Source organism: Paenibacillus sp. FSL R5-0908 (assembly GCF_038006245.1).
Lineage (GTDB): Bacteria > Bacillota > Bacilli > Paenibacillales > Paenibacillaceae > Paenibacillus_AQ > Paenibacillus_AQ odorifer.
Map to the genome: position 1 here is coordinate 71,901 of NZ_JBBOUV010000001.1, position 19,347 is coordinate 91,247.

The following is a 19,347-nucleotide window of genomic DNA, read 5'->3' on the forward strand; positions in this document are numbered from 1 at the left end:
GGTTTCGCAAGTTGCAAAACGATATTCAAGAAGTATTGATCACCGAAGAGGAACTTCAGCAGAAAATTAAGGAGCTCGGTCGAACACTGAGCGAAGAATACGCAGGTCGTACCCCTTTAGTAATTTGTGTACTAAAAGGTGCGTTTATATTTATGGCAGATTTGGTTAAAGCCATTACAGTACCTGTTGAGATGGATTTCATGGCAGTGTCCAGCTATGGAGCATCCACCAAGTCCTCTGGAGTAGTCAAAATTATTAAGGATTTGGATGTATCGGTAGAAGGCCGCGATATCTTGATCGTTGAAGATATTATTGACAGTGGTCTTACACTCAGCTATTTAATTGAGTTGCTCCGCAACCGGAATGCTGCTACTATCTCTGTGGTTACCTTGTTTGATAAACCATCAGGCCGCACTGTTAATCTTGAAGCCAGCTACACAGGCTTCGTGTTACCTGACGAATTTGTAGTAGGCTACGGATTGGATTATGCCGAGCGGTATCGGAACCTCCCATATGTTGGAGTACTGAAACCTGAGATTTATTCCAATTGAACTAAGGACTGCCTCGATCATACGGATCGGATACCCACAACTTCCTTTATTTGAGGTGTCCCAAGAGGCTATGGTACAATAACTTGAGTGTTGTGAGAGGAGGTAGGGGATGAATCGGTTCATCCGGAATTCTGGTTTTTATTTGATTTTATTTTTAGTCGTGGTGGGTATTGTCCAGTTTGTGAGCAATGGAAATGAAGCCGCCGATTTCCCTAGATACGACGAGTTACGGCAGGAGATCAAGAACAACAATGTGAAGGATTTGACGGTTCAGTTTGAGGGTAATGCCTTTCTGGTCACAGGCGAGTATAGAGAGCTGCCTGCCGATACTAAATCGAAAAGCTTCTCCACATATATTCCTCCTACAGATGCCGCTATCAATGAACTGATTCAAGCCAGTGATGTTAATGGGATTGAATTAACTCAGAAGAAAATGGAAGGTACCAGCATTTGGCTGACATTCCTTTCTTCAATTATCCCACTGGTAATTATGTTCATCTTGTTCTTCTTCCTGTTTAACCAGGCGCAAGGTGGCGGCGGTAAAGTCATGAATTTCGGCAAGAGCAAGGCTCGGTTATATAATGAAGAGAAGAAGAAAATCAGCTTTGAGGATGTTGCAGGGGCGGACGAAGAGAAGCAAGAGCTTGTCGAAGTCGTTGAGTTCCTAAAAGATCCACGCAAATTTGCAGCTGTTGGCGCACGTATTCCTAAGGGCGTATTGCTTGTAGGTCCTCCGGGAACAGGTAAAACATTGCTTGCCCGTGCGGTAGCAGGTGAAGCTGGCGTTCCTTTCTTTAGTATTTCCGGTTCTGACTTTGTGGAAATGTTCGTGGGTGTCGGTGCTTCTCGGGTACGTGATTTGTTCGAGAATGCTAAGAAGAATGCTCCATGTATTATCTTCATTGATGAAATTGATGCTGTGGGTCGTCAGCGTGGCGCCGGTCTTGGTGGCGGACATGACGAGCGTGAACAGACGCTTAACCAATTGCTGGTTGAGATGGATGGATTCGGTGGTAACGAAGGCATTATTATTGTAGCGGCGACTAACCGCGCTGATATACTTGATCCGGCATTGCTTCGTCCAGGACGTTTTGACCGTCAAATTACGGTTGACCGTCCTGATGTCAAAGGCCGTGAAGCTGTACTTAAGGTTCACGCTCGTAACAAACCGCTTACGAAAGATGTAAGACTGGATGTTGTTGCTAAACGCACAACCGGATTCACAGGTGCTGATCTGGAGAATCTGCTGAATGAGGCAGCTTTGCTAGCTGCACGTCGTAACCGTAAAGATATTTCCATGATTGAAGTGGATGAAGCTATTGACCGTGTTATCGTAGGTACTGAGAAACGCAGTCGTGTGATCAGTGACCGCGAGAAACGTATTGTAGCTTATCATGAAGCAGGCCATACTATTGCTGGTTACTTCCTTGAGCACGCCGATATGGTGCATAAAGTTACTATTATCCCACGCGGACGTGCAGGCGGATATGTTATTATGCTTCCGAAGGAAGATCGGATGATCGTTACCAAGCAGGAGCTTTTGGATAAGGTTACTGGATTACTTGGTGGACGTGTTGCCGAAGAATTGTTTATTGGTGAGATCGGTACGGGTGCATACAGTGACTTCCAACAGGCTACGCGCATCGTGCGTGCCATGATTATGGAGTACGGTATGAGCGATAAGCTTGGACCTATGCAGTTCGGATCTTCTCAAGGTCAAGTATTCTTGGGTCGTGATATTGGGCATGAACAGAATTACAGTGACTCCATTGCTTATGAGATTGATCAGGAAATGCAGAACTTTATTACTTCGAGTTACGAACGTTGTAAAGATCTGTTGATCAAACACTCCAAAGAAATGCACTTGATTGCCAATACATTACTTGAGAAAGAAACACTTGAGCTTGATCAGATTACACAACTGATTGAACAAGGATTCCTTTCCGAGGATGGTAAACCAGAAGGTGGCGAAGGTGTTGCCCATGAAGTTGGCGAGCCTGTCATCGACAATATCGGTGATGTGCGAGTTCGTATTCAAGGCAAGCCTGAGGATGAACAGTCCACACTTCCTGACCTGTCAAAGGATATCCCGAATAACCCTGATACTGAGGGTAATGACGGTTCTGACGATGACAATAAAGGTGGGGGCACTAGCCTTACCTAATTGGGTTCACCATTCATATGATGTAAATTTATCCGGAGAACGTAACTGTTCTCCGGATTTTTTATTTTAATTTTTAAGGGATTCTATGCCTTAAAGCCTGTCCAGTTACATTGACAGGGGCTGGAACGTTGTGTACATTAGTGATTAATATTACTTACTATTTATATCAGCATGTTCATTTTTTCACCATGATGGCGCATGCCATTTGATAACATCATGTCGGCGAAAAGCCGCGAGGATTTAAGGGGGAGAACAATCGGTGGAAGCTCTGGCGCTTGAGCGCAAGCAGGAACAGAATCGAGAACTTCGTATACGTCTTGAACAGCTTAAAAAGGAACGAAACGCAATCATTTTAGCTCATTATTATCAACGTGATGAAATTCAGGAGGTTGCCGATTTCCGGGGCGACTCTTTTTTACTCGCTCAGAAGGCTGCAGAGACAGATGCGGAAGTTATTGTATTCTGCGGTGTTCATTTCATGGGGGAAAGTGCAAAAATTCTAGCCCCGAACAAAACCGTCCTTATTCCTGATGAACGTGCAGGCTGTCCAATGGCAGATATGGTCAATGTAGACGGTTTGCGTAAGCTAAAAGCTCAACATCCAAATGCTAAAGTAGTCACTTATATTAACTCGTCCGCCGAGATTAAAGCAGAAACCGATATTTGTTGTACCTCTGCTAATGCTGTGAAAGTAATCGAATCCCTTGACGCCGAAGAGATTATTTGGGTCCCAGATAAGAATCTTGGTCAATATGTACAAGATCAGACGGGCAAGAAGCTGATTATTTGGGAAGGCTATTGCAACACTCACGACATGTTGACCGTCAAAGATGTAGTAGAAATGAGAGCAAAATATCCAGATGCGGAATTTGTAGTTCATCCAGAGTGCCGTCCTGAAGTAGTGGCCATGGGTGACTATGTAGGCAGCACTACATCAATTCTGGAGTATTGCCGGAAATCGGATCGTAAGCAATTTATCGTTGGAACGGAAGATGGTACCGGATATCAGCTTCGTAAGGATAGTCCAGATAAAGAATTCCATTTTGCTACCAAATTTCTTGTTTGTCCTAATATGAAAGTTAATAATCTAAAAAAACTGGTGAAATGCCTGGAGACGATGAAGCCACAAATCTATGTACCGCCTGCTGTCGCCGACAAAGCCAGAACATCCCTAGAGCGCATGCTACAAGTCCGGTAGCATGCGCTACTCTTTCGTTGAAACAGGTGAAAAGCGGTCATGATTCCACAATATTTGGTTGATTTTGATCTTCGGGATATTCCTACGGTAAAGACAGATTGTATTGTTATTGGTTCAGGGATTGCCGGACTATTCACGGCTATTAAAGCCAGTGAAGATCGGCGTGTCATAATGATCACAAAGAAATCAGTGATGGAAAGTAATACTCGCTATGCACAGGGAGGGATCGCAGCTGTTATAGCTGAGGATGATTCCCCTGCATACCACCGGCAGGATACCTTAATGGCCGGAGCAGGTCTTTGCTCTTCAACAGCTGTCGATGCACTTGTTAATGAAGGGCCGGAAGGCGTTCATGAGTTAATTCGCTTAGGAACTTTGTTTGATAAGGAAGATGGGGTACTGGCTTTAACTCAGGAAGGAGCGCACAGCCACCGCCGTATCTTGCATGCTAATGGGGATGCTACCGGTTATGAGATTGTTCGTGCATTGGCTGAACAGGTAGCGGAGCATGAGAATATCGAGGTCTGGGATGATCATTATGTTATCGATCTCATCACTGAAGGTGGAGAATGTGTAGGCGCATTATTGCAGCGGCCCGGTGGTGGACGGTTGTTCCTGCAAGGGGATGCGACCATTTTGTGCTCTGGTGGAGCCGGACAATTATATCGATACACTACCAACCCAGAGGTAGCTACAGGAGATGGTGTAGCGATCGCCTATCGTGCTGGGGCTCATATACGAGATATGGAATTTATTCAATTTCATCCTACAGCACTTAGTTACCCAGGAGCTCCTAGATTTTTAATCTCCGAAGCTGTGCGTGGGGAAGGAGCAGTCCTGCGCAATATTAATGGAGAGCGGTTCATGGAACGTTATCATGACCTGCTTGAGCTAGCCCCGCGGGATATTGTAGCACGAGCCATTGTAAGTGAAATGGAACATACTAAATCAACGTTCGTTTATTTGGATATTACACATGAATCTCCAGAGATGGTGAAGCATCGGTTTCCCACAATATATGAGACATGTATGGGCTATGGACTGGATATTACAAGTGATTGGATTCCAGTGGCTCCTGCTGCGCATTATATGATGGGGGGGATTAAGACCGATCTGAATGGAGAGAGCACCATCCCACGTCTGTTTGCTTGCGGAGAGGTTTCCTCCACAGGTCTGCATGGCGCTAACCGTTTAGCTAGTAATTCTTTATCTGAGGCCATTGTATTTGGACAGCGTATTATTGATCGGATTCATGAGCTTTCTCCGCTGGACCGTGATGTTTTATCGGTTAACAGTAACGAGGGCCGTGTAGATTCGCCAACTCAAGCTATTGTGGAACGTCGTTTGAAGCTACAGAAGGTAATGGTTCGATATGCCGGACTGCGTCGTAACGAAGAGATGTTACTTAAAGGACTAGATGAATTAAAACGACAGCTGCCCATCTTTGGATCAGCTTTGTCCAAACGTGAGGAATATGAATTTGCTAATATGCTGACCTGCTGTTTGCTTGTGACAGAGTCTGCTCTGGCACGGGAGGAGAGCCGTGGGGCGCATTACCGTGAGGATTATCCGCAGCGGGATGATGATCAGTGGCGTAAGCACCTGCTTCAAATTCGCGAACTGGGAATAGTGGAGGAATTAAGCGATGATGTTTAATGGTTACAATGAAGAACTAGTACAATCTATCAAGGCCTGGTTGCGGGAAGATGTTGGTTCCGGAGATGTAACCACGCAGATGACGATTCCAGTGGGCCATGAGTCCAAAGGGATTATTCATGCCAAGGAAGACGGGATAATTTGTGGCATTCCAATTGCAGAGCTGGTTTTTGAAATTGTGGATCCGGCGCTTAGTTTTACAGCCCTTGTCGAAGAAGGCCAAGCTGTAACCAAGGGAACTGTAATTATTGAGGTTGAGGGCAGCACCCATGCGATTCTAACAGGTGAGCGGCTTGCGCTTAACTTGATGCAGCGTCTTTCAGGTGTGGCATCACGAACAGCTTCTTTCGTGCAGGTGTTGGAGGGATTACCAACTCGTCTAGTGGACACACGTAAGACAACACCAGGTCACCGGATGCTGGAGAAATATGCTGTTCGTATTGGTGGAGGCTTTAATCACCGTTTTGGTTTATATGATGCAGTTATGATCAAGGATAATCATATCAAAGGCGCGGGTGGTATTCGGCAGGCTGTAGGTCGTGCCCGGAAGAACATCCCGCATACGATGAGCATCGAAGTGGAGACCGAGAATTTAGAGCAAGTCGAAGAGGCGCTGGCAGCAGGTGCTGATATTATAATGCTCGATAACATGTCTAACGATATGATGAAGCAAGCCGTGGCTAGGATTAAATCCAAAGCTCCGCATGTTAAGACAGAGGCTTCTGGAAATGTATCGTTAGAAACCGTACGCGGGATTGCCGAAACGGGCGTGGATGTGATTTCTGTCGGGCGCCTTACGTACTCCTTCTCCAGTCTGGATATCAGTCTAGACCTTAATGCCAAGAAGGAAGGGCCTTTGTCATGATGCTTGCTGTCGATATCGGTAATACCAATATTGTTCTCGGTGTATATAGAAAACGCGAATTGCTGCATCATTTTCGGCTGAGTACTGCGCGCCAATCGACCGTGGATGAATATGGAGTAATGATACACAATCTTTTTCACATGTCAGGTATATCTGTCAAAGACGTTGAAGGTGTAATTATATCTTCGGTTGTTCCGCCACTGGTTAAGACTATTGAGGATATGTGTATTAAATATATAGGGAAAGACCCATTAATTGTTGGACCAGGGATTAAGACGGGGCTTAACTTACGTTATGAGAATCCGCGTGAAATTGGCGCAGACCGGATTGTTAATGCAGTTGCTGCGATTGAACAATACAAATGTCCACTTGTCGTTGTTGATTTTGGTACGGCTACGACTTTTGATTGCATTGATGCAGGTGCTAATTATCTTGGTGGCGCAATTGTGCCCGGTCTAGGCATTTCAACGGAGGCATTATACCAGCGGGCATCTAAGCTGCCGCGAATTGAATTGGAGAAGCCTAAAAAGGTCATCGGACGTAATACGGTGCACGCGATGCAGGCCGGGATTATTTTTGGCTATGCGGGTCAGGTCGAGGGTATTGTTAAACGAATTAAAGTCGAGATGAACGCTCCCGAACTGAAGGTTATTTCGACCGGAGGCCTCGCCTCGCTAATTGCGGGTGAAACAGACTGTATCGATGAAGTAAATCCTATGTTAACGCTAGAAGGATTAAGAATTATTTACGATCGTAACCAATAAAGATAAAGAAGCCTAAAAGGCGAAGAGATAGGAGGGCTATGCACCCAATGGAAAAAAAGAAGGATCGACTAATCCGCGGCACGGCTCTTAATGGTAAGGTGAGAGCGTTTGCTGTCCGCACAACTGAATTGGTTGAAGAACTGAGACGCAGACACGATACGTATCCAACGGCTACAGCCGCAATGGGACGTACAGTTACCGCTGCAGCCATGATGGGCGCTATGCTCAAGGGTAGTGAGAAGCTGAGTATTATGGTTAAAGGGAATGGACCAATCGGACAAATCGTTGCAGAATCCAATGCATTGGGAGAAGTGCGTGGTTATGTGCATAATCCGCACATTCATTTACCGAGCAATAGCATGGGGAAATTGGATGTAGCTGGAGCGGTTGGAACTGAAGGGTTCATTGATGTTATAAAAGATTTAGGCATGAAAGAGCCATACCGCGGTAGTATTCCTATTATTTCCGGGGAGCTTGGTGATGATTTTACTTATTATTTTGCGGTTTCCGAGCAAACTCCAGCTGCGGTTGGCCTAGGTGTGTTGGTAGATACCGATGAGTCGGTAATTGTGGCTGGAGGGTTTATTGTTCAGCTTCTTCCTGGTCTGACTGATGCGGAGATCACAGAGATTGAAAAAGCTGTAGGGGCGATGCCTTCTGTAACAGCACTTCTCGATCAGGGGCTGGAGCCAGAAGAAATGCTGCGATACCTGTTGCCGGATGCAGTGGTTATGGATGAACTGGATATTAACTTTGCTTGTCAGTGTTCGCGTGAGCGGGTAGAGCAGACATTGGTTAGCTTAGGGCGGGATGAACTGGAGAGATTAATTGCAGAGGATGAACAGGCTGAAGTCGTATGCCATTTTTGCAATGAGGCTTATGTTTTCAATAAGGACGATTTACAGGTCATTTTAGAACAAGCGAATTCGTAGGGCATTGGGATGATGACGAGACAGGAACGCGCACTTCGCAATACGGTTATTATTCTAGCTGTTGCAACTTTAATGCTCGGGGGTCTATTATTCTGGAGTTTGCGCGCCATGGCCCTTCTTAAAGGAGATACAACAGACAATGAATCACCGGATGTAGCGACTGCAGGCGGACAACCGATAACGGATCAGCAGTGGATGGATGAGCTCAAAAAAAAGCATGGAGAAGAAGTGTTAATCAGTATGCTTAACCATATTGTCGTGAACATGGAAGCTAAGGCTTTAGGAATTACCGTGACAGACGATGAGGTTAAGCAGGAACTGGCACGCACTATAGTTGGGTACGAATCAGAAGCGCAATATTATGCTCAAATGCAATCTCAGCTCGGATTATCTCGTCAGGAAGTGTTCGCAGAGACGGCTTATCGTCTGTCCTTACAAGCGATAGCCACGGAGGGCATTACAATCAGTGATGCTGATATAGATGCTTATTTAGAGCAAAATGCTGAGCGCTTCATTCCAAAAAAGGAAATGCAGCTCTCTATGATCAAGGTTTCATCCTATGAGGAAGGTCAGCAGGTAATGGATCGCTTGGAACAGGGTGAGAATTTTGCTGATTTGGCTAGAGAAGTGTCTATTGATGATGAGAGTCGGCAGCACGGAGGCAGCTTAGGTAAAGTAGAGGAAGACGACCCTTTTTGGCCAGAGGGAATGTTAAAGACTGCCGCTGGATTGGATGTGGGTGATATAGCCGGTCCGATCGAGACAGGGGAAGACTTCGCCATTATCCGCTTGGAGAGTATTCACTCTCCAGAAATGCCGGAACAGAAAGAAATTCGGGCGATTGTACGTCAAGAGCTGGCTTTGGAGCAAGCCCCTCCCTTGCAGCAGGTGGAAAGCGATTTACGCAATAAATATGAGGTATCAATAAATATTGACAACAGCCTGCAAGATTGATAATATGATATTAACGTAAACCCTACCGTTTTAGTCGGAAATAACTGACGGTGGTCAACAATTTAAACTCCATACACAGAAGCATAAAGTCATAATTTACGTTCTTATATCGCATTTATCATTCTAAGGAGGTTTTTGCTCATGGCTAAAGTCGTTAACAACGTAACAGAATTGATCGGAGGTACTCCGCTCGTTCGTTTGAATCGTCTGGCACAGGAAGGCTCCGCAGATATTTATTTGAAATTGGAATATCAGAACCCGGGGTCAAGCGTGAAAGACCGGATTGCAATCAGCATTGTGGAAGAAGCTGAGCGTGAAGGTCTACTGAAACCGGGAGGTACGATTGTAGAAGCTACTAGTGGTAACACTGGTATCGGCCTGGCACTTGTAGCTGCTGCTAAAGGTTATAAAGCAGTTATCGTAATGCCGGAAACAATGAGCTTGGAGCGCCGTAATCTCCTTCGCGCATATGGAGCGGAATTGGTGCTGACCCCAGGATCGGAAGGTATGAATGGTGCGGTTAAGAAAGCAGACGAAATTCTGAAAGAGAACCCAAGCTATTTCCCATCCGAGCAATTCAAGAATAAAGCGAACGTGAAGATTCACCGTGAGACTACTGGACCTGAAATTATTGACGCTATTGAATCCATCGGCGGTCCTTTGGATGCTTTTATTGCAGGTATCGGAACAGGCGGAACGATCACTGGTGCGGGTGAAGTGCTGAAAAGCCAATATCCTGATATTAAGATCTATGCTGTGGAGCCTGCTGCTTCCCCAATCTTGGCTGGAGGCAAACCAGGCCCTCACAAAATCCAGGGTATCGGAGCTAACTTCATCCCTGAGATTTTGAACCAAGATATCTATGATGAAATCATCCACGTTGAGAATGATGAAGCTTTCGAAACTGCACGTCGTGTAGCTAAAGAAGAAGGCGTCTTGTCTGGTATTTCTTCAGGTGCTGCTGTATTTGCCGCACTTAAAGTAGCCAAAGATTTAGGCCCTGGCAAAAAAGTAGTAGTCATTATCCCAAGTAACGGCGAACGTTACCTGAGCACACCACTTTACAATTTCGAAGCGTAATTGTTTGCAATAACGTAAATCTATAAGAGTCTTCATACCACTTTTTTGGTGGTGATGGAGACTCTTTTCGTTGATTTAATAGGCATTAGGTACTGTGGATATATGGTAGGCTAGACGTGGTGATTTTATTATTGTTGGAAAAAGCTCTGGTTTTTGCAGAAAACGCAAAAATCATAATAATTCCTATCGCTGAGGGCTTTTCAATATTGCCTTAAGTAAAGTATACTGACAGGCAATATACTACTGATGATTGGACAAAACTAAGCATATGCTTACGAAGCGAGTTTTGTCCCGAAGATTAAACTGTAAGATGATGCTAGACAAAACTTTTAGGAGGATGGCTTTGGAAATCATAACAACCTGGAACGAGTGGGAACAATGGGCTGCTGAAGACTGGAGCATGTTTCCCTTGATTATAAAATCCCCCCGGTGCACCAACGAATTACCCGCGTCCTGGGAGAAAGCCTGGGAGTTAGCTTCCCAGTATTCTGTAGTTTTAGAAAGTGGTAAGGGTGGCCGTTATACGTACTTGGGCTTGAATCCTGTTTCGATATTGAAGGGCAAGGAGGATAATGCCGAAGTATTTAGCTTTCCTATTGAATCTTTGGAATCAGCATCAGTGGACGAGGAGAGGATACCTGAGGCAACAACACTGCATGGACAACCACTGGAGCTACTGCAGCAATGGACGTCGAATTTTACGTCGCCTAAGTTAAAGGATGAAGATGTTCCTCCTTTCACTGGTGGATGTATTGGATTCCTTGGTTATGATGTGGTTCGTTCTTTGGAACGATTGCCGTCTCTTGCCCAAGATGATCCTGGTTTTCCTGATTATCTTTTTATGAGGTTTGACGAGATATGGATTTATGATCACGAAGAGCATGTGCTGTATTGTGCTGTTCACGTACCAGTTCCAGCAGACTGTGGGATGGAGGATCTGCAAAATCTTTATCTTGGCAGTATAGAACAGGCTGGACAAATGGTAGAGCAGTGGCAGCTGATATCTTCAGCTGCAGGATTGGATGATGAGGCTGTGGGCAGCATTGAGGCCCTTACAGTTTCATCAGGAGAGTGGCCGGGCATGGCTTCGGCTTTCTCGCCTGAGAAGTTTCAGCAGGCAGTGCTGGACGTTCAGGAATACATCCGCCAAGGCGATGTCTTCCAAGTGAACCTCTCGCTGCGCCAGGAGGCGCAGCTGAAGTCCTCGCCGGAGGATGTTTACGAGTGGCTGCGCAAGCTCAACCCGTCCCCGTACATGGGGCTCCTGCGATCGCCCGGCTTCGCGCTGTCCAGCGCCTCACCAGAGCTGCTCGTCAAGCTGCACGGGGACAAAGTGAGCGCCCGGCCAATCGCCGGTACTCGGCGCCGGGGACTCACTCCCGCGGAGGATGCCGCCATGGAGGCGGAGCTTCGCGGGAGCGAAAAAGAGATCGCCGAGCATATCATGCTTGTCGATCTGGAACGCAACGACATCGGACGAGTCGCTGCATACGGTTCCGTCAGCGTGCCGGAGCTGATGACGGTGGAGCGCTACTCTCATGTGATGCATCTCGTTTCGCAGGTAGAGGGCCAGATTGCGCCGGATAAAGACGCGTATGCGGTTATCGCAGCTTTATTCCCCGGGGGGACTATTACAGGGGCTCCCAAGGTAAGGACAATGGAGATTATTGAAGAATTGGAGCCGGTTCGACGTGGGCCCTATACAGGATCGATGGGTTTTATTGACTATAACGGCAATATGGAATTAAATATTATTATAAGAACGCTGGCCGTAAAAGACGGGGTCGGATATATTCAGACAGGTGCCGGCATAGTGATCGATTCTGATCCATACCGTGAATACCGTGAATGCCATAATAAAGCCAAAGCGGTAGTGAAGGCAGTACTCTGTAGTGAACTGCAGCAGGAATTGCCTGCTACCAGCGGAGCCGAAGGGGGAGTAGCACTGTGATCTTGGTCATCGATAATTATGATTCCTTTACGTATAACCTCGTACAGTATTTAGGTGAGCTTGGGGAAGAGGTTAAAGTGCACCGCAATGATGAAATTACCATCGAAGAGATTGAAAAGCTGGCACCTGACCATATTCTAATTTCACCAGGCCCATGTACGCCAAATGAAGCGGGAATTAGTCTGGAATTATTGCATCATTTCAAGGGAATCATACCGATCTTCGGCGTATGCCTTGGACATCAAGCGATTGGACAAGCATTTGGTGGCAATGTCATCCGTGCTGAGCGTTTGATGCATGGGAAGACATCGCCTATTTACCATAACGGGACCTCAGTTTTTGAAGGTCTGGAGTCTCCATTTACAGCTACCCGATATCATTCACTGATTGTAGAGCGGGAGAGTCTCCCAGATTGCTTGGAGATTACGGCTGAGACTGAAGAAGGGGAGATTATGGCATTGCGCCATAGAGAATACCCTATTGAAGGTGTACAGTTCCACCCGGAATCTATTATTACGGATCATGGTCATACGATGCTGCGTAATTTCTTGAAACGGAGAGCCGGAGAAACGGCATGAAATATATAGGATTTAACAATGGTGTCATTGACGCCCGAGAAGCCGTGGTTTCTGCCTTGGATCACGGCTTTTTGTACGGTATTGGTTTGTTCGAAACCTTTCGGACCTATGAGGGAGTTCCCTTTTTGCTGGAGCGTCATTTGAAGCGTATGGCAGAGGGGTGCAAGGAACTGGGCATTCCATTTGAGGCAGAAGCGGCACATCTGCTTGACTGGATTAAGCGCGTTATGGACAAAAATGAATTAAAAGAAGCTTATATACGCTATACCGTAACAGCCGGTGAGGATATTCTCGGATTACCTGCTGATGATTATCAAAAGCCCAATCATTTGTTGTACATCAAAGCGCTGCCGAAAGTACCAGATAAACTCTACAGTGAAGGCAAAGAGCTGCAGCTGTTGTCCTTGCGGCGTAATACTCCTGAGGGAACGTTGCGATTCAAGTCGCTGCATTATATGAATAACATTCTGGCTAAGCGTGAGCTTAGAGGGTATGCTTCTGCGGCAAATGGTGCTGAAGGACTAATGCTGACGGCAGAAGAATTTATTGCGGAGGGCATTGTCAGCAACATCTTTTTTATAAAAAACAACAGGCTCTATACCCCAGATCTCACAACAGGCATTCTTCCGGGAATTACCCGGGAAATGGTGCTGGAGCTGGCTCTTAGTGCAGGCCTTAGTGTTGAAGAAGGAACATATCACTGGGAGCAGTTGAAAGCTGCTGATGAAGTGTTTCTTACCAATTCCGTACAAGAAATCGTTCCTGTTACCGGGATGTGGCACGGAGATGCAAGATTTACTATAGGTACTGGCCAGTGTGGAACAATTACTGCTGGCTTGATTTCATCATATAGAGATAGGACGGCGATTGCGAAATGAGACCAGTCCTCTTTAAGCGGACATACCGTTGTGGAAATACAGACTTGGAGTTAGGAAATCAAACATTGATTATGGGCATCCTTAATGTTACCCCTGATTCTTTTTCAGATGGAGGACTTTGGGATCATCCGGACAAAGCCGTTGAGCATGCGCTGCGTATGGCTGCAGAGGGTGCTGATATTATTGATATCGGCGGTGAATCTACTCGTCCTGGTCATCAACCGGTGGGACTTGAAGAGGAGTTAGCCCGTGTATTGCCTGTGATCGAGAGTATTCATAAGGCGGCACCTCATCTTCCGTTATCCATCGATACCTATAAAGCTGAAGTAGCCCGCCAAGCTATAGCTGCGGGTGCCCATATCATTAATGACATATGGGGTTGTAAGGCTGATCCGGAAATGGCGGCAGTGGCCGCTGCTGCTGACTGTCCTATTATTTTGATGCATAACCGGCAGGACCGTAATTATACGAATCTGAGTGCGGATATGTCGGCTGATCTTAAAGAAAGTATTGATCTTGCGTTAGCCGCAGGTGTTAAGCCGGCCAATATCATATTGGATCCAGGTATCGGCTTTGCTAAGGATTATAATGAAAACCTGCAGGCAATGATGCTTTTAGACGGGTTGACTGAGTTAGGCTATCCGTTGTTACTGGCGACATCCCGCAAAAAATTCATCCGCACGGTACTTGATTTGCCGTCTGATGATGTTGTGGAAGGCACTGCAGCTACAGTAGCCTTTGGTATTGCTCAGGGTTGCCAGATCGTACGTGTACATGATGTATCTCTGATTAAACGAACGGTTAAGATGTGTGATGCGATGTTGTATGCTGCACCTCCAGTGGTGCGTGAATAGCTATATTTTACGAAAAAGGGCGGATTAATCATGGATAAAATGACAATGCATCGCATGGAATATTACGGATACCACGGTGTATTTGAGGAAGAACGTAAGCTGGGGCAACGTTTTTACATTGATTTAGAGCTTGAGCTTGATTTGCAGGGCGCGGGCTTGAATGATGATTTGAATCAAACTGTGAATTATGCTGAAGTTCATGAATTAGTCAAAAACATTGTCGAAATAAAGTCTTTTAAGTTGATTGAAGCTTTGGCAGAATATATTGCATCCTCCGTACTGGACACTTATACTGTTATCAATGCAGTAACGGTTAAGGTAACTAAACCTCATCCGCCTTTCGACATTCATTTTCAGGGAGTGACTGTAGAGCTGCGCAGAACTAGAAAGTGAGAACAAGGTCCATGAATATACATTCCACCTCTGAAGAATCAGAGGCTTATATTGCTTTAGGGGCTAATTTGGGTGACCGCGAGGGCACACTGTCAGAGGCTTTGAACAGACTGGACGCTCATGATGAAATATCGGTGGTCCGCTGCTCCAAAGTTTACGAGACAGAGCCAGTAGGTTATTTAGATCAGCCGCAGTTTCTCAATATGGCAGCAGCTTTGCGAACCACACTTGCGCCCGAGTCCTTGTTGGAAGTGATGTTGGGGATTGAAACGCAGTTGGGTCGTATCCGGGATATCCGCTATGGACCGAGAACGGTAGATTTGGATTTATTGTGGGTTGAGGGTCAGGTGCTTGATACACCACATTTAACGTTACCGCATCCACGCATGTTAGAGCGTGCTTTTGTATTGTTTCCGCTCAGTGACATCGTTCCACAGAATGAACAATCTTCCGGACTTCGCAAGCTGATCACAGCAGCGCTTCAAGACATAGACGGGAAGGAAGGAATTCGGTTGTGGACAACAAGCGTTTGGGACGGAGGGTCAGGGCATTCCGTAAGCTAAAAGGGTATACTCAACAGGATCTTGCGGATCTTGCCGGAATTTCCTTGGCTGTGCTTGGTGCAGTCGAGAGGGGTAACAGACGGTTAGAAGATCAAATTTTAGATAAAATTGCGAATGTTCTAGGGGTTACAACAGAAGAGCTTGTGGATCCCAACTCATAATTACCAAGAATTAGAAGGTGGGAAGTGATACGAATGCTGAAGATTGGCGATATTGAGATGAAAAATCAGGTTGTTCTGGCACCTATGGCTGGCGTGTGCAATCCGGCTTTTCGTCTGATCGCTAAGGAATTTGGTACAGGTCTGGTCTGTGCGGAAATGGTAAGCGATAAGGCCATTATTCACGGAAATACACGTACTCGCGAAATGTTGTTTGTAGATGAACGGGAGAAACCGCTTAGTTTGCAGATTTTTGGCGGGGATAGAGCATCACTGGTGCAAGCAGCTAAAGTCGTTGATAAAGAAACCAATGCTGATATTATCGATATCAATATGGGATGCCCGGTGCCAAAAGTGACTAAATGTGATGCGGGAGCCCGCTGGCTTTTGAATCCCGACAAAATCTATGAAATGGTCTCTGCGGTTGTCGATGTTGTCGATAAACCGGTAACCGTGAAAATGCGGATTGGCTGGGATAGCGAGCATATTTTTGTCGAAGATAATGCGCGTGCGGTTGAACGTGCCGGCGGTAAGGCTGTCAGCGTACACGGTCGTACCCGGGAGCAGCTTTACACAGGCCATGCGGACTGGAACTATATCAAGATGGCAAAAGAAGCAGTTTCCATTCCCGTTATCGGCAACGGGGATGTTAATACACCAGAAGATGCTCGGGCTATGTTGGATCAGACTGGCTGCGATGGTGTAATGATCGGGCGTGGAGCACTCGGTAATCCTTGGATGTTGTATCGTACCATTCAATATTTGAGCACCGGCGAGCTTATGCCTGAACCTGGGTTGGATGAGAAGATTAAGGTTGCTATTCTTCATATGGATCGTCTGGTAGCTCTTAAGGGAGAAGCTGTAGCTGTTCGTGAGATGCGTAAGCATATGGCTTGGTACTTAAAAGGCTTGAAGGCTGCCGCTAGAGTGAAGGATGTTCTCATGACAGAAACAAAACGCGATGGAATGGTGAGGATATTGAATGATTTTGTCGTTCAATTAAAGCATGAAGAAGAGAGCAAGGGCATTGAGATGTCTTCTTCTGCTGTATAATCGCCTTTTTTCTGCTGATATTTGAACACATCTGACTTTATATGTGGTGTCATTGACATTTTGTAGCGGTTCCAATATAATTTCACAGTATAAAATCGCCGTTACAGTAAGAGCAATGCAGCAGGGAGGGTTCTTATCCTTCTAGATTAGCATATAGTATGGTGTTTTCAATAATTGTATACGACAGGAGAATCGGTTGAGATGAGCGATAAAGAAGTCATCCTTACGCCGGACGGGCTAAAACGTCTGGAAGATGAGCTGGAGACCCTCAAATCCGTAAAACGCCGTGAGGTTGCTGAACGGATTAAGGTAGCGATTGGCTACGGAGATATCAGTGAGAACTCGGAGTATGAAGACGCGAAGAATGAGCAAGCTTTTATCGAAGGACGCGTTCTCACTTTGGAGAAGATGCTTCGCAACGCGCGTATCATCAATAGCGACGAGATCGTTACTGACGTAGTAAGTATTGGTGTTACTGTAAGTGTCGAGGATTTGGAATATGGGGACACTATGGAGTATACGATCGTAGGTACAGCAGAGTCTGATCCACTGAATAACAAGATTTCCAACGAAAGTCCGGTAGGCAAAGCTATTATCGGGAAAAAAATAGGTACGGTTGTTGATGTTTCTACACCTGCAGGAGTTATTCAATATAAAATTCTCGATATCAGAATGAAGTAATATACAGACCTTAATGTCTGTAAATAGATGTGCTGCCATATGTATTAGTCATTTCACTGTACATAGGTAGATAAGGGAACATGTTTGGGAAAGCTTCCTTAGGGAAGCTTTTTTCAAATCATCCGGAAACGATAGGTAAAACAAACTGCTTATATTTTGAGCTGGAACGGGACTGTCCTCTAACTATGGAGACGGAGCCGTTTCTTCTTGTGTATATGATATTACTGAGTTATAAGGGGATGAATCGCATGACCGAGGAAATGAACAATGTGGACAATGCAGAGAACGAACTTAGTGAGCTTTTGCAGATCCGCCGTGCCAAACTGGACGAGCTAAGAGGACTTGGTATTGATCCTTTCGGCAAAAAATACGAGCGCACAGCTAACGCTGGCGATATCGTAGCTAAGTATGATGGACTTTCCAAAGAGGAATTGGACGAGCTTTCTGTTGAAGTGAGCATTGCTGGACGTATTATGGCAAAACGCGTTATGGGAAAAGCCAGCTTTGCGCATATCCAGGACCTTAGCGGAAGAATTCAGCTTTATGTTCGTCAAGACAGCATTCCTGAAACTCAATACGCGGCGTTTAATGTTCTCGATCTGGGAGATATTATCGGCGTTCGTGGAACAGTATTCAAAACCAAAACAGGCGAGACCTCCATCAAAGTGCATAATCTCGAAGTCTTGTCCAAATCCCTGCTGCCACTTCCTGAGAAATATCATGGTCTTAAAGATGTAGAACTGCGTTATCGCCAGCGCTATGTTGATTTGATTATTAATCCGGAAGTTCAACAGACCTTTATTGCCCGTTCAAGAATTATTCAATCGATGCGTCGTTATTTGGATTCACTTGGTTATCTTGAAGTTGAAACACCTACACTTCATACGATCGCCGGCGGAGCAGCTGCGCGTCCGTTTATTACTTACCACAACACACTTGAAATGCAGCTGTATATGCGGATTGCTATCGAGCTTCACTTGAAACGCCTTATTGTTGGCGGTTTGGAAAAAGTGTACGAAATCGGCCGTGTTTACCGTAACGAGGGAATGTCGACCCGTCATAATCCAGAGTTCACTATGATTGAGTTGTACGAAGCTTATGCTGACTACAAGGACATCATGAATCTCACGGAGAATATGATTGCACATATTGCCCAAGAGGTATTAGGTACACAACTGCTGGATTACCAAGGCAAAGAGGTAAATCTGTCTCCAGGATGGCGTCGTGTAACTATGGTTGATGCTGTTAAAGAAGTAACCGGTGTTGATTTCAGCGTTCACATGACAGATGACGAAGCACAAGCTTTGGCAAAAGAACATCGTGTGCCTGTTGAGAAACATATGACGTTCGGTCATATCCTTAACGCTTTCTTCGAGCAATTTGTAGAGGAAACGCTAATTCAGCCAACCTTTGTAATGGGACACCCTGTTGAAATTTCACCACTTGCGAAGAAAAACGATGAGGATCCACGCTTTACCGATCGTTTTGAGCTGTTTATTGTAGGTCGTGAGCACGCTAATGCATTTAGTGAATTGAATGATCCGATTGACCAACGTCAACGCTTTGAGGCACAGATCCAGGAGAAAGAGCAGGGTAATGACGAAGCTCATGAGATGGATGATGATTTCATCCGCGCCCTGGAATATGGTATGCCGCCTACTGGCGGACTGGGAATCGGTGTAGACCGTTTGATCATGCTGCTTACCAATTCTGCATCAATTCGCGATGTATTGCTGTTTCCACATATGCGTAACCGTACTGAATAGTATCTATACAACACAGGGCTTAAGGGAGCTGTCTAAGGGCAGTTCTCTCAGCTACTGTTGATTAGAAGCAGTGCTTTTACTTCATTGCTCCTATAGAATGTAGAGATTTAATATTAGTTTCAAAAAAACTCTTGCAATGCATCTCCATACATGATATATTCTAAGTCCGGCCAAGAAGTACACATGCCGAGCTCGAAAAAGAAGTTAAAAAAGAGCTTGACATTAAATAGCCGAACATGATATAGTATAAGAGTTGCTGCTGAGACGTTAAACGGCGCCAACGAGAACTTGATCTTTGAAAACTGAAC

General features: G+C 45.6%; 19 protein-coding genes. All 19 read left to right on the forward strand.

The features are described from left to right. Window positions 1–11: 11 nt before the first annotated feature. Complete coding sequence (gene hpt / locus MKZ09_RS00335) at window positions 12–551, forward strand: hypoxanthine phosphoribosyltransferase (protein WP_036678757.1); 540 nt, start codon at window positions 12–14, stop codon at window positions 549–551. Window positions 552–660: 109 nt separating this feature from the next. After that, window positions 661–2,715 carry an ATP-dependent zinc metalloprotease FtsH gene (gene ftsH / locus MKZ09_RS00340; RefSeq protein ID WP_076208075.1) on the forward strand — a complete coding sequence of 685 codons (2,055 nt, stop codon included), beginning with the start codon at window positions 661–663 and terminating at the stop codon, window positions 2,713–2,715. Window positions 2,716–2,974: 259 nt separating this feature from the next. Beyond that, window positions 2,975–3,913: a quinolinate synthase NadA gene (gene nadA / locus MKZ09_RS00345; protein WP_036678753.1), complete on the forward strand. Its 939-nt coding sequence runs from the start codon at window positions 2,975–2,977 to the stop codon at window positions 3,911–3,913. Window positions 3,914–3,952: 39 nt separating this feature from the next. Beyond that, complete coding sequence (nadB, locus tag MKZ09_RS00350) at window positions 3,953–5,569, forward strand: L-aspartate oxidase (protein ID WP_076130078.1); 1,617 nt, start codon at window positions 3,953–3,955, stop codon at window positions 5,567–5,569. Then, window positions 5,559–6,434: a carboxylating nicotinate-nucleotide diphosphorylase gene (gene nadC, locus MKZ09_RS00355; RefSeq protein WP_076138485.1), complete on the forward strand. Its 876-nt coding sequence runs from the start codon at window positions 5,559–5,561 to the stop codon at window positions 6,432–6,434. Before nadB ends, nadC begins: the two co-directional genes overlap by 11 nt. Continuing rightward, window positions 6,431–7,198 carry a type III pantothenate kinase gene (locus tag MKZ09_RS00360; protein WP_036678745.1) on the forward strand — a complete coding sequence of 256 codons (768 nt, stop codon included), beginning with the start codon at window positions 6,431–6,433 and terminating at the stop codon, window positions 7,196–7,198. The genes nadC and MKZ09_RS00360 overlap by 4 nt, the downstream gene beginning before the upstream one ends. 47 nt (window positions 7,199–7,245) lie before the next feature. Next, the gene (hslO, locus tag MKZ09_RS00365) at window positions 7,246–8,130 is read left to right on the forward strand and encodes an Hsp33 family molecular chaperone HslO (protein WP_036678742.1); all 885 of its coding nucleotides are present in this window, start codon (window positions 7,246–7,248) and stop codon (window positions 8,128–8,130) included. A 9-nt stretch (window positions 8,131–8,139) separates the two neighbouring features. Next, on the forward strand, window positions 8,140–9,084 hold the full coding sequence (locus MKZ09_RS00370; RefSeq protein ID WP_081394403.1) for a peptidylprolyl isomerase: 945 nt from the start codon (window positions 8,140–8,142) through the stop codon (window positions 9,082–9,084). Window positions 9,085–9,225: 141 nt separating this feature from the next. Further along, window positions 9,226–10,164, forward strand: a complete 939-nt coding sequence (cysK, locus tag MKZ09_RS00375; protein ID WP_036678737.1) for a cysteine synthase A — start codon at window positions 9,226–9,228, stop codon at window positions 10,162–10,164. 337 nt (window positions 10,165–10,501) lie between these two features. Beyond that, window positions 10,502–12,115 carry an anthranilate synthase component I family protein gene (locus MKZ09_RS00380; protein WP_076208079.1) on the forward strand — a complete coding sequence of 538 codons (1,614 nt, stop codon included), beginning with the start codon at window positions 10,502–10,504 and terminating at the stop codon, window positions 12,113–12,115. Then, window positions 12,112–12,693, forward strand: coding sequence for an aminodeoxychorismate/anthranilate synthase component II (gene pabA / locus MKZ09_RS00385; RefSeq protein ID WP_076208081.1), 582 nt, complete (start codon window positions 12,112–12,114; stop codon window positions 12,691–12,693). The genes MKZ09_RS00380 and pabA overlap by 4 nt, the downstream gene beginning before the upstream one ends. After that, window positions 12,690–13,571, forward strand: coding sequence for an aminodeoxychorismate lyase (gene pabC / locus MKZ09_RS00390; protein ID WP_076208083.1), 882 nt, complete (start codon window positions 12,690–12,692; stop codon window positions 13,569–13,571). Before pabA ends, pabC begins: the two co-directional genes overlap by 4 nt. Beyond that, window positions 13,568–14,425, forward strand: a complete 858-nt coding sequence (gene folP / locus MKZ09_RS00395; protein WP_076138481.1) for a dihydropteroate synthase — start codon at window positions 13,568–13,570, stop codon at window positions 14,423–14,425. The genes pabC and folP overlap by 4 nt, the downstream gene beginning before the upstream one ends. 30 nt (window positions 14,426–14,455) lie before the next feature. Beyond that, on the forward strand, window positions 14,456–14,818 hold the full coding sequence (gene folB / locus MKZ09_RS00400) for a dihydroneopterin aldolase (protein WP_076138480.1): 363 nt from the start codon (window positions 14,456–14,458) through the stop codon (window positions 14,816–14,818). An 11-nt stretch (window positions 14,819–14,829) separates the two neighbouring features. Then, the gene (folK, locus tag MKZ09_RS00405) at window positions 14,830–15,381 is read left to right on the forward strand and encodes a 2-amino-4-hydroxy-6-hydroxymethyldihydropteridine diphosphokinase (protein ID WP_036678725.1); all 552 of its coding nucleotides are present in this window, start codon (window positions 14,830–14,832) and stop codon (window positions 15,379–15,381) included. Further along, window positions 15,333–15,542, forward strand: a complete 210-nt coding sequence (locus MKZ09_RS00410; protein ID WP_076099929.1) for a helix-turn-helix domain-containing protein — start codon at window positions 15,333–15,335, stop codon at window positions 15,540–15,542. The genes folK and MKZ09_RS00410 overlap by 49 nt, the downstream gene beginning before the upstream one ends. 33 nt (window positions 15,543–15,575) lie before the next feature. Then, a complete protein-coding gene (gene dusB, locus MKZ09_RS00415) occupies window positions 15,576–16,592 on the forward strand; it encodes a tRNA dihydrouridine synthase DusB (RefSeq protein ID WP_076130084.1) in 1,017 nt (338 codons plus the stop codon). 201 nt (window positions 16,593–16,793) lie between these two features. After that, on the forward strand, window positions 16,794–17,273 hold the full coding sequence (gene greA / locus MKZ09_RS00420; protein ID WP_036678719.1) for a transcription elongation factor GreA: 480 nt from the start codon (window positions 16,794–16,796) through the stop codon (window positions 17,271–17,273). Between the two features lie 248 nt (window positions 17,274–17,521). Then, a complete protein-coding gene (lysS, locus tag MKZ09_RS00425; RefSeq protein WP_038573979.1) occupies window positions 17,522–19,039 on the forward strand; it encodes a lysine--tRNA ligase in 1,518 nt (505 codons plus the stop codon). The last annotated feature ends 308 nt before the right edge of the window (window positions 19,040–19,347 follow it).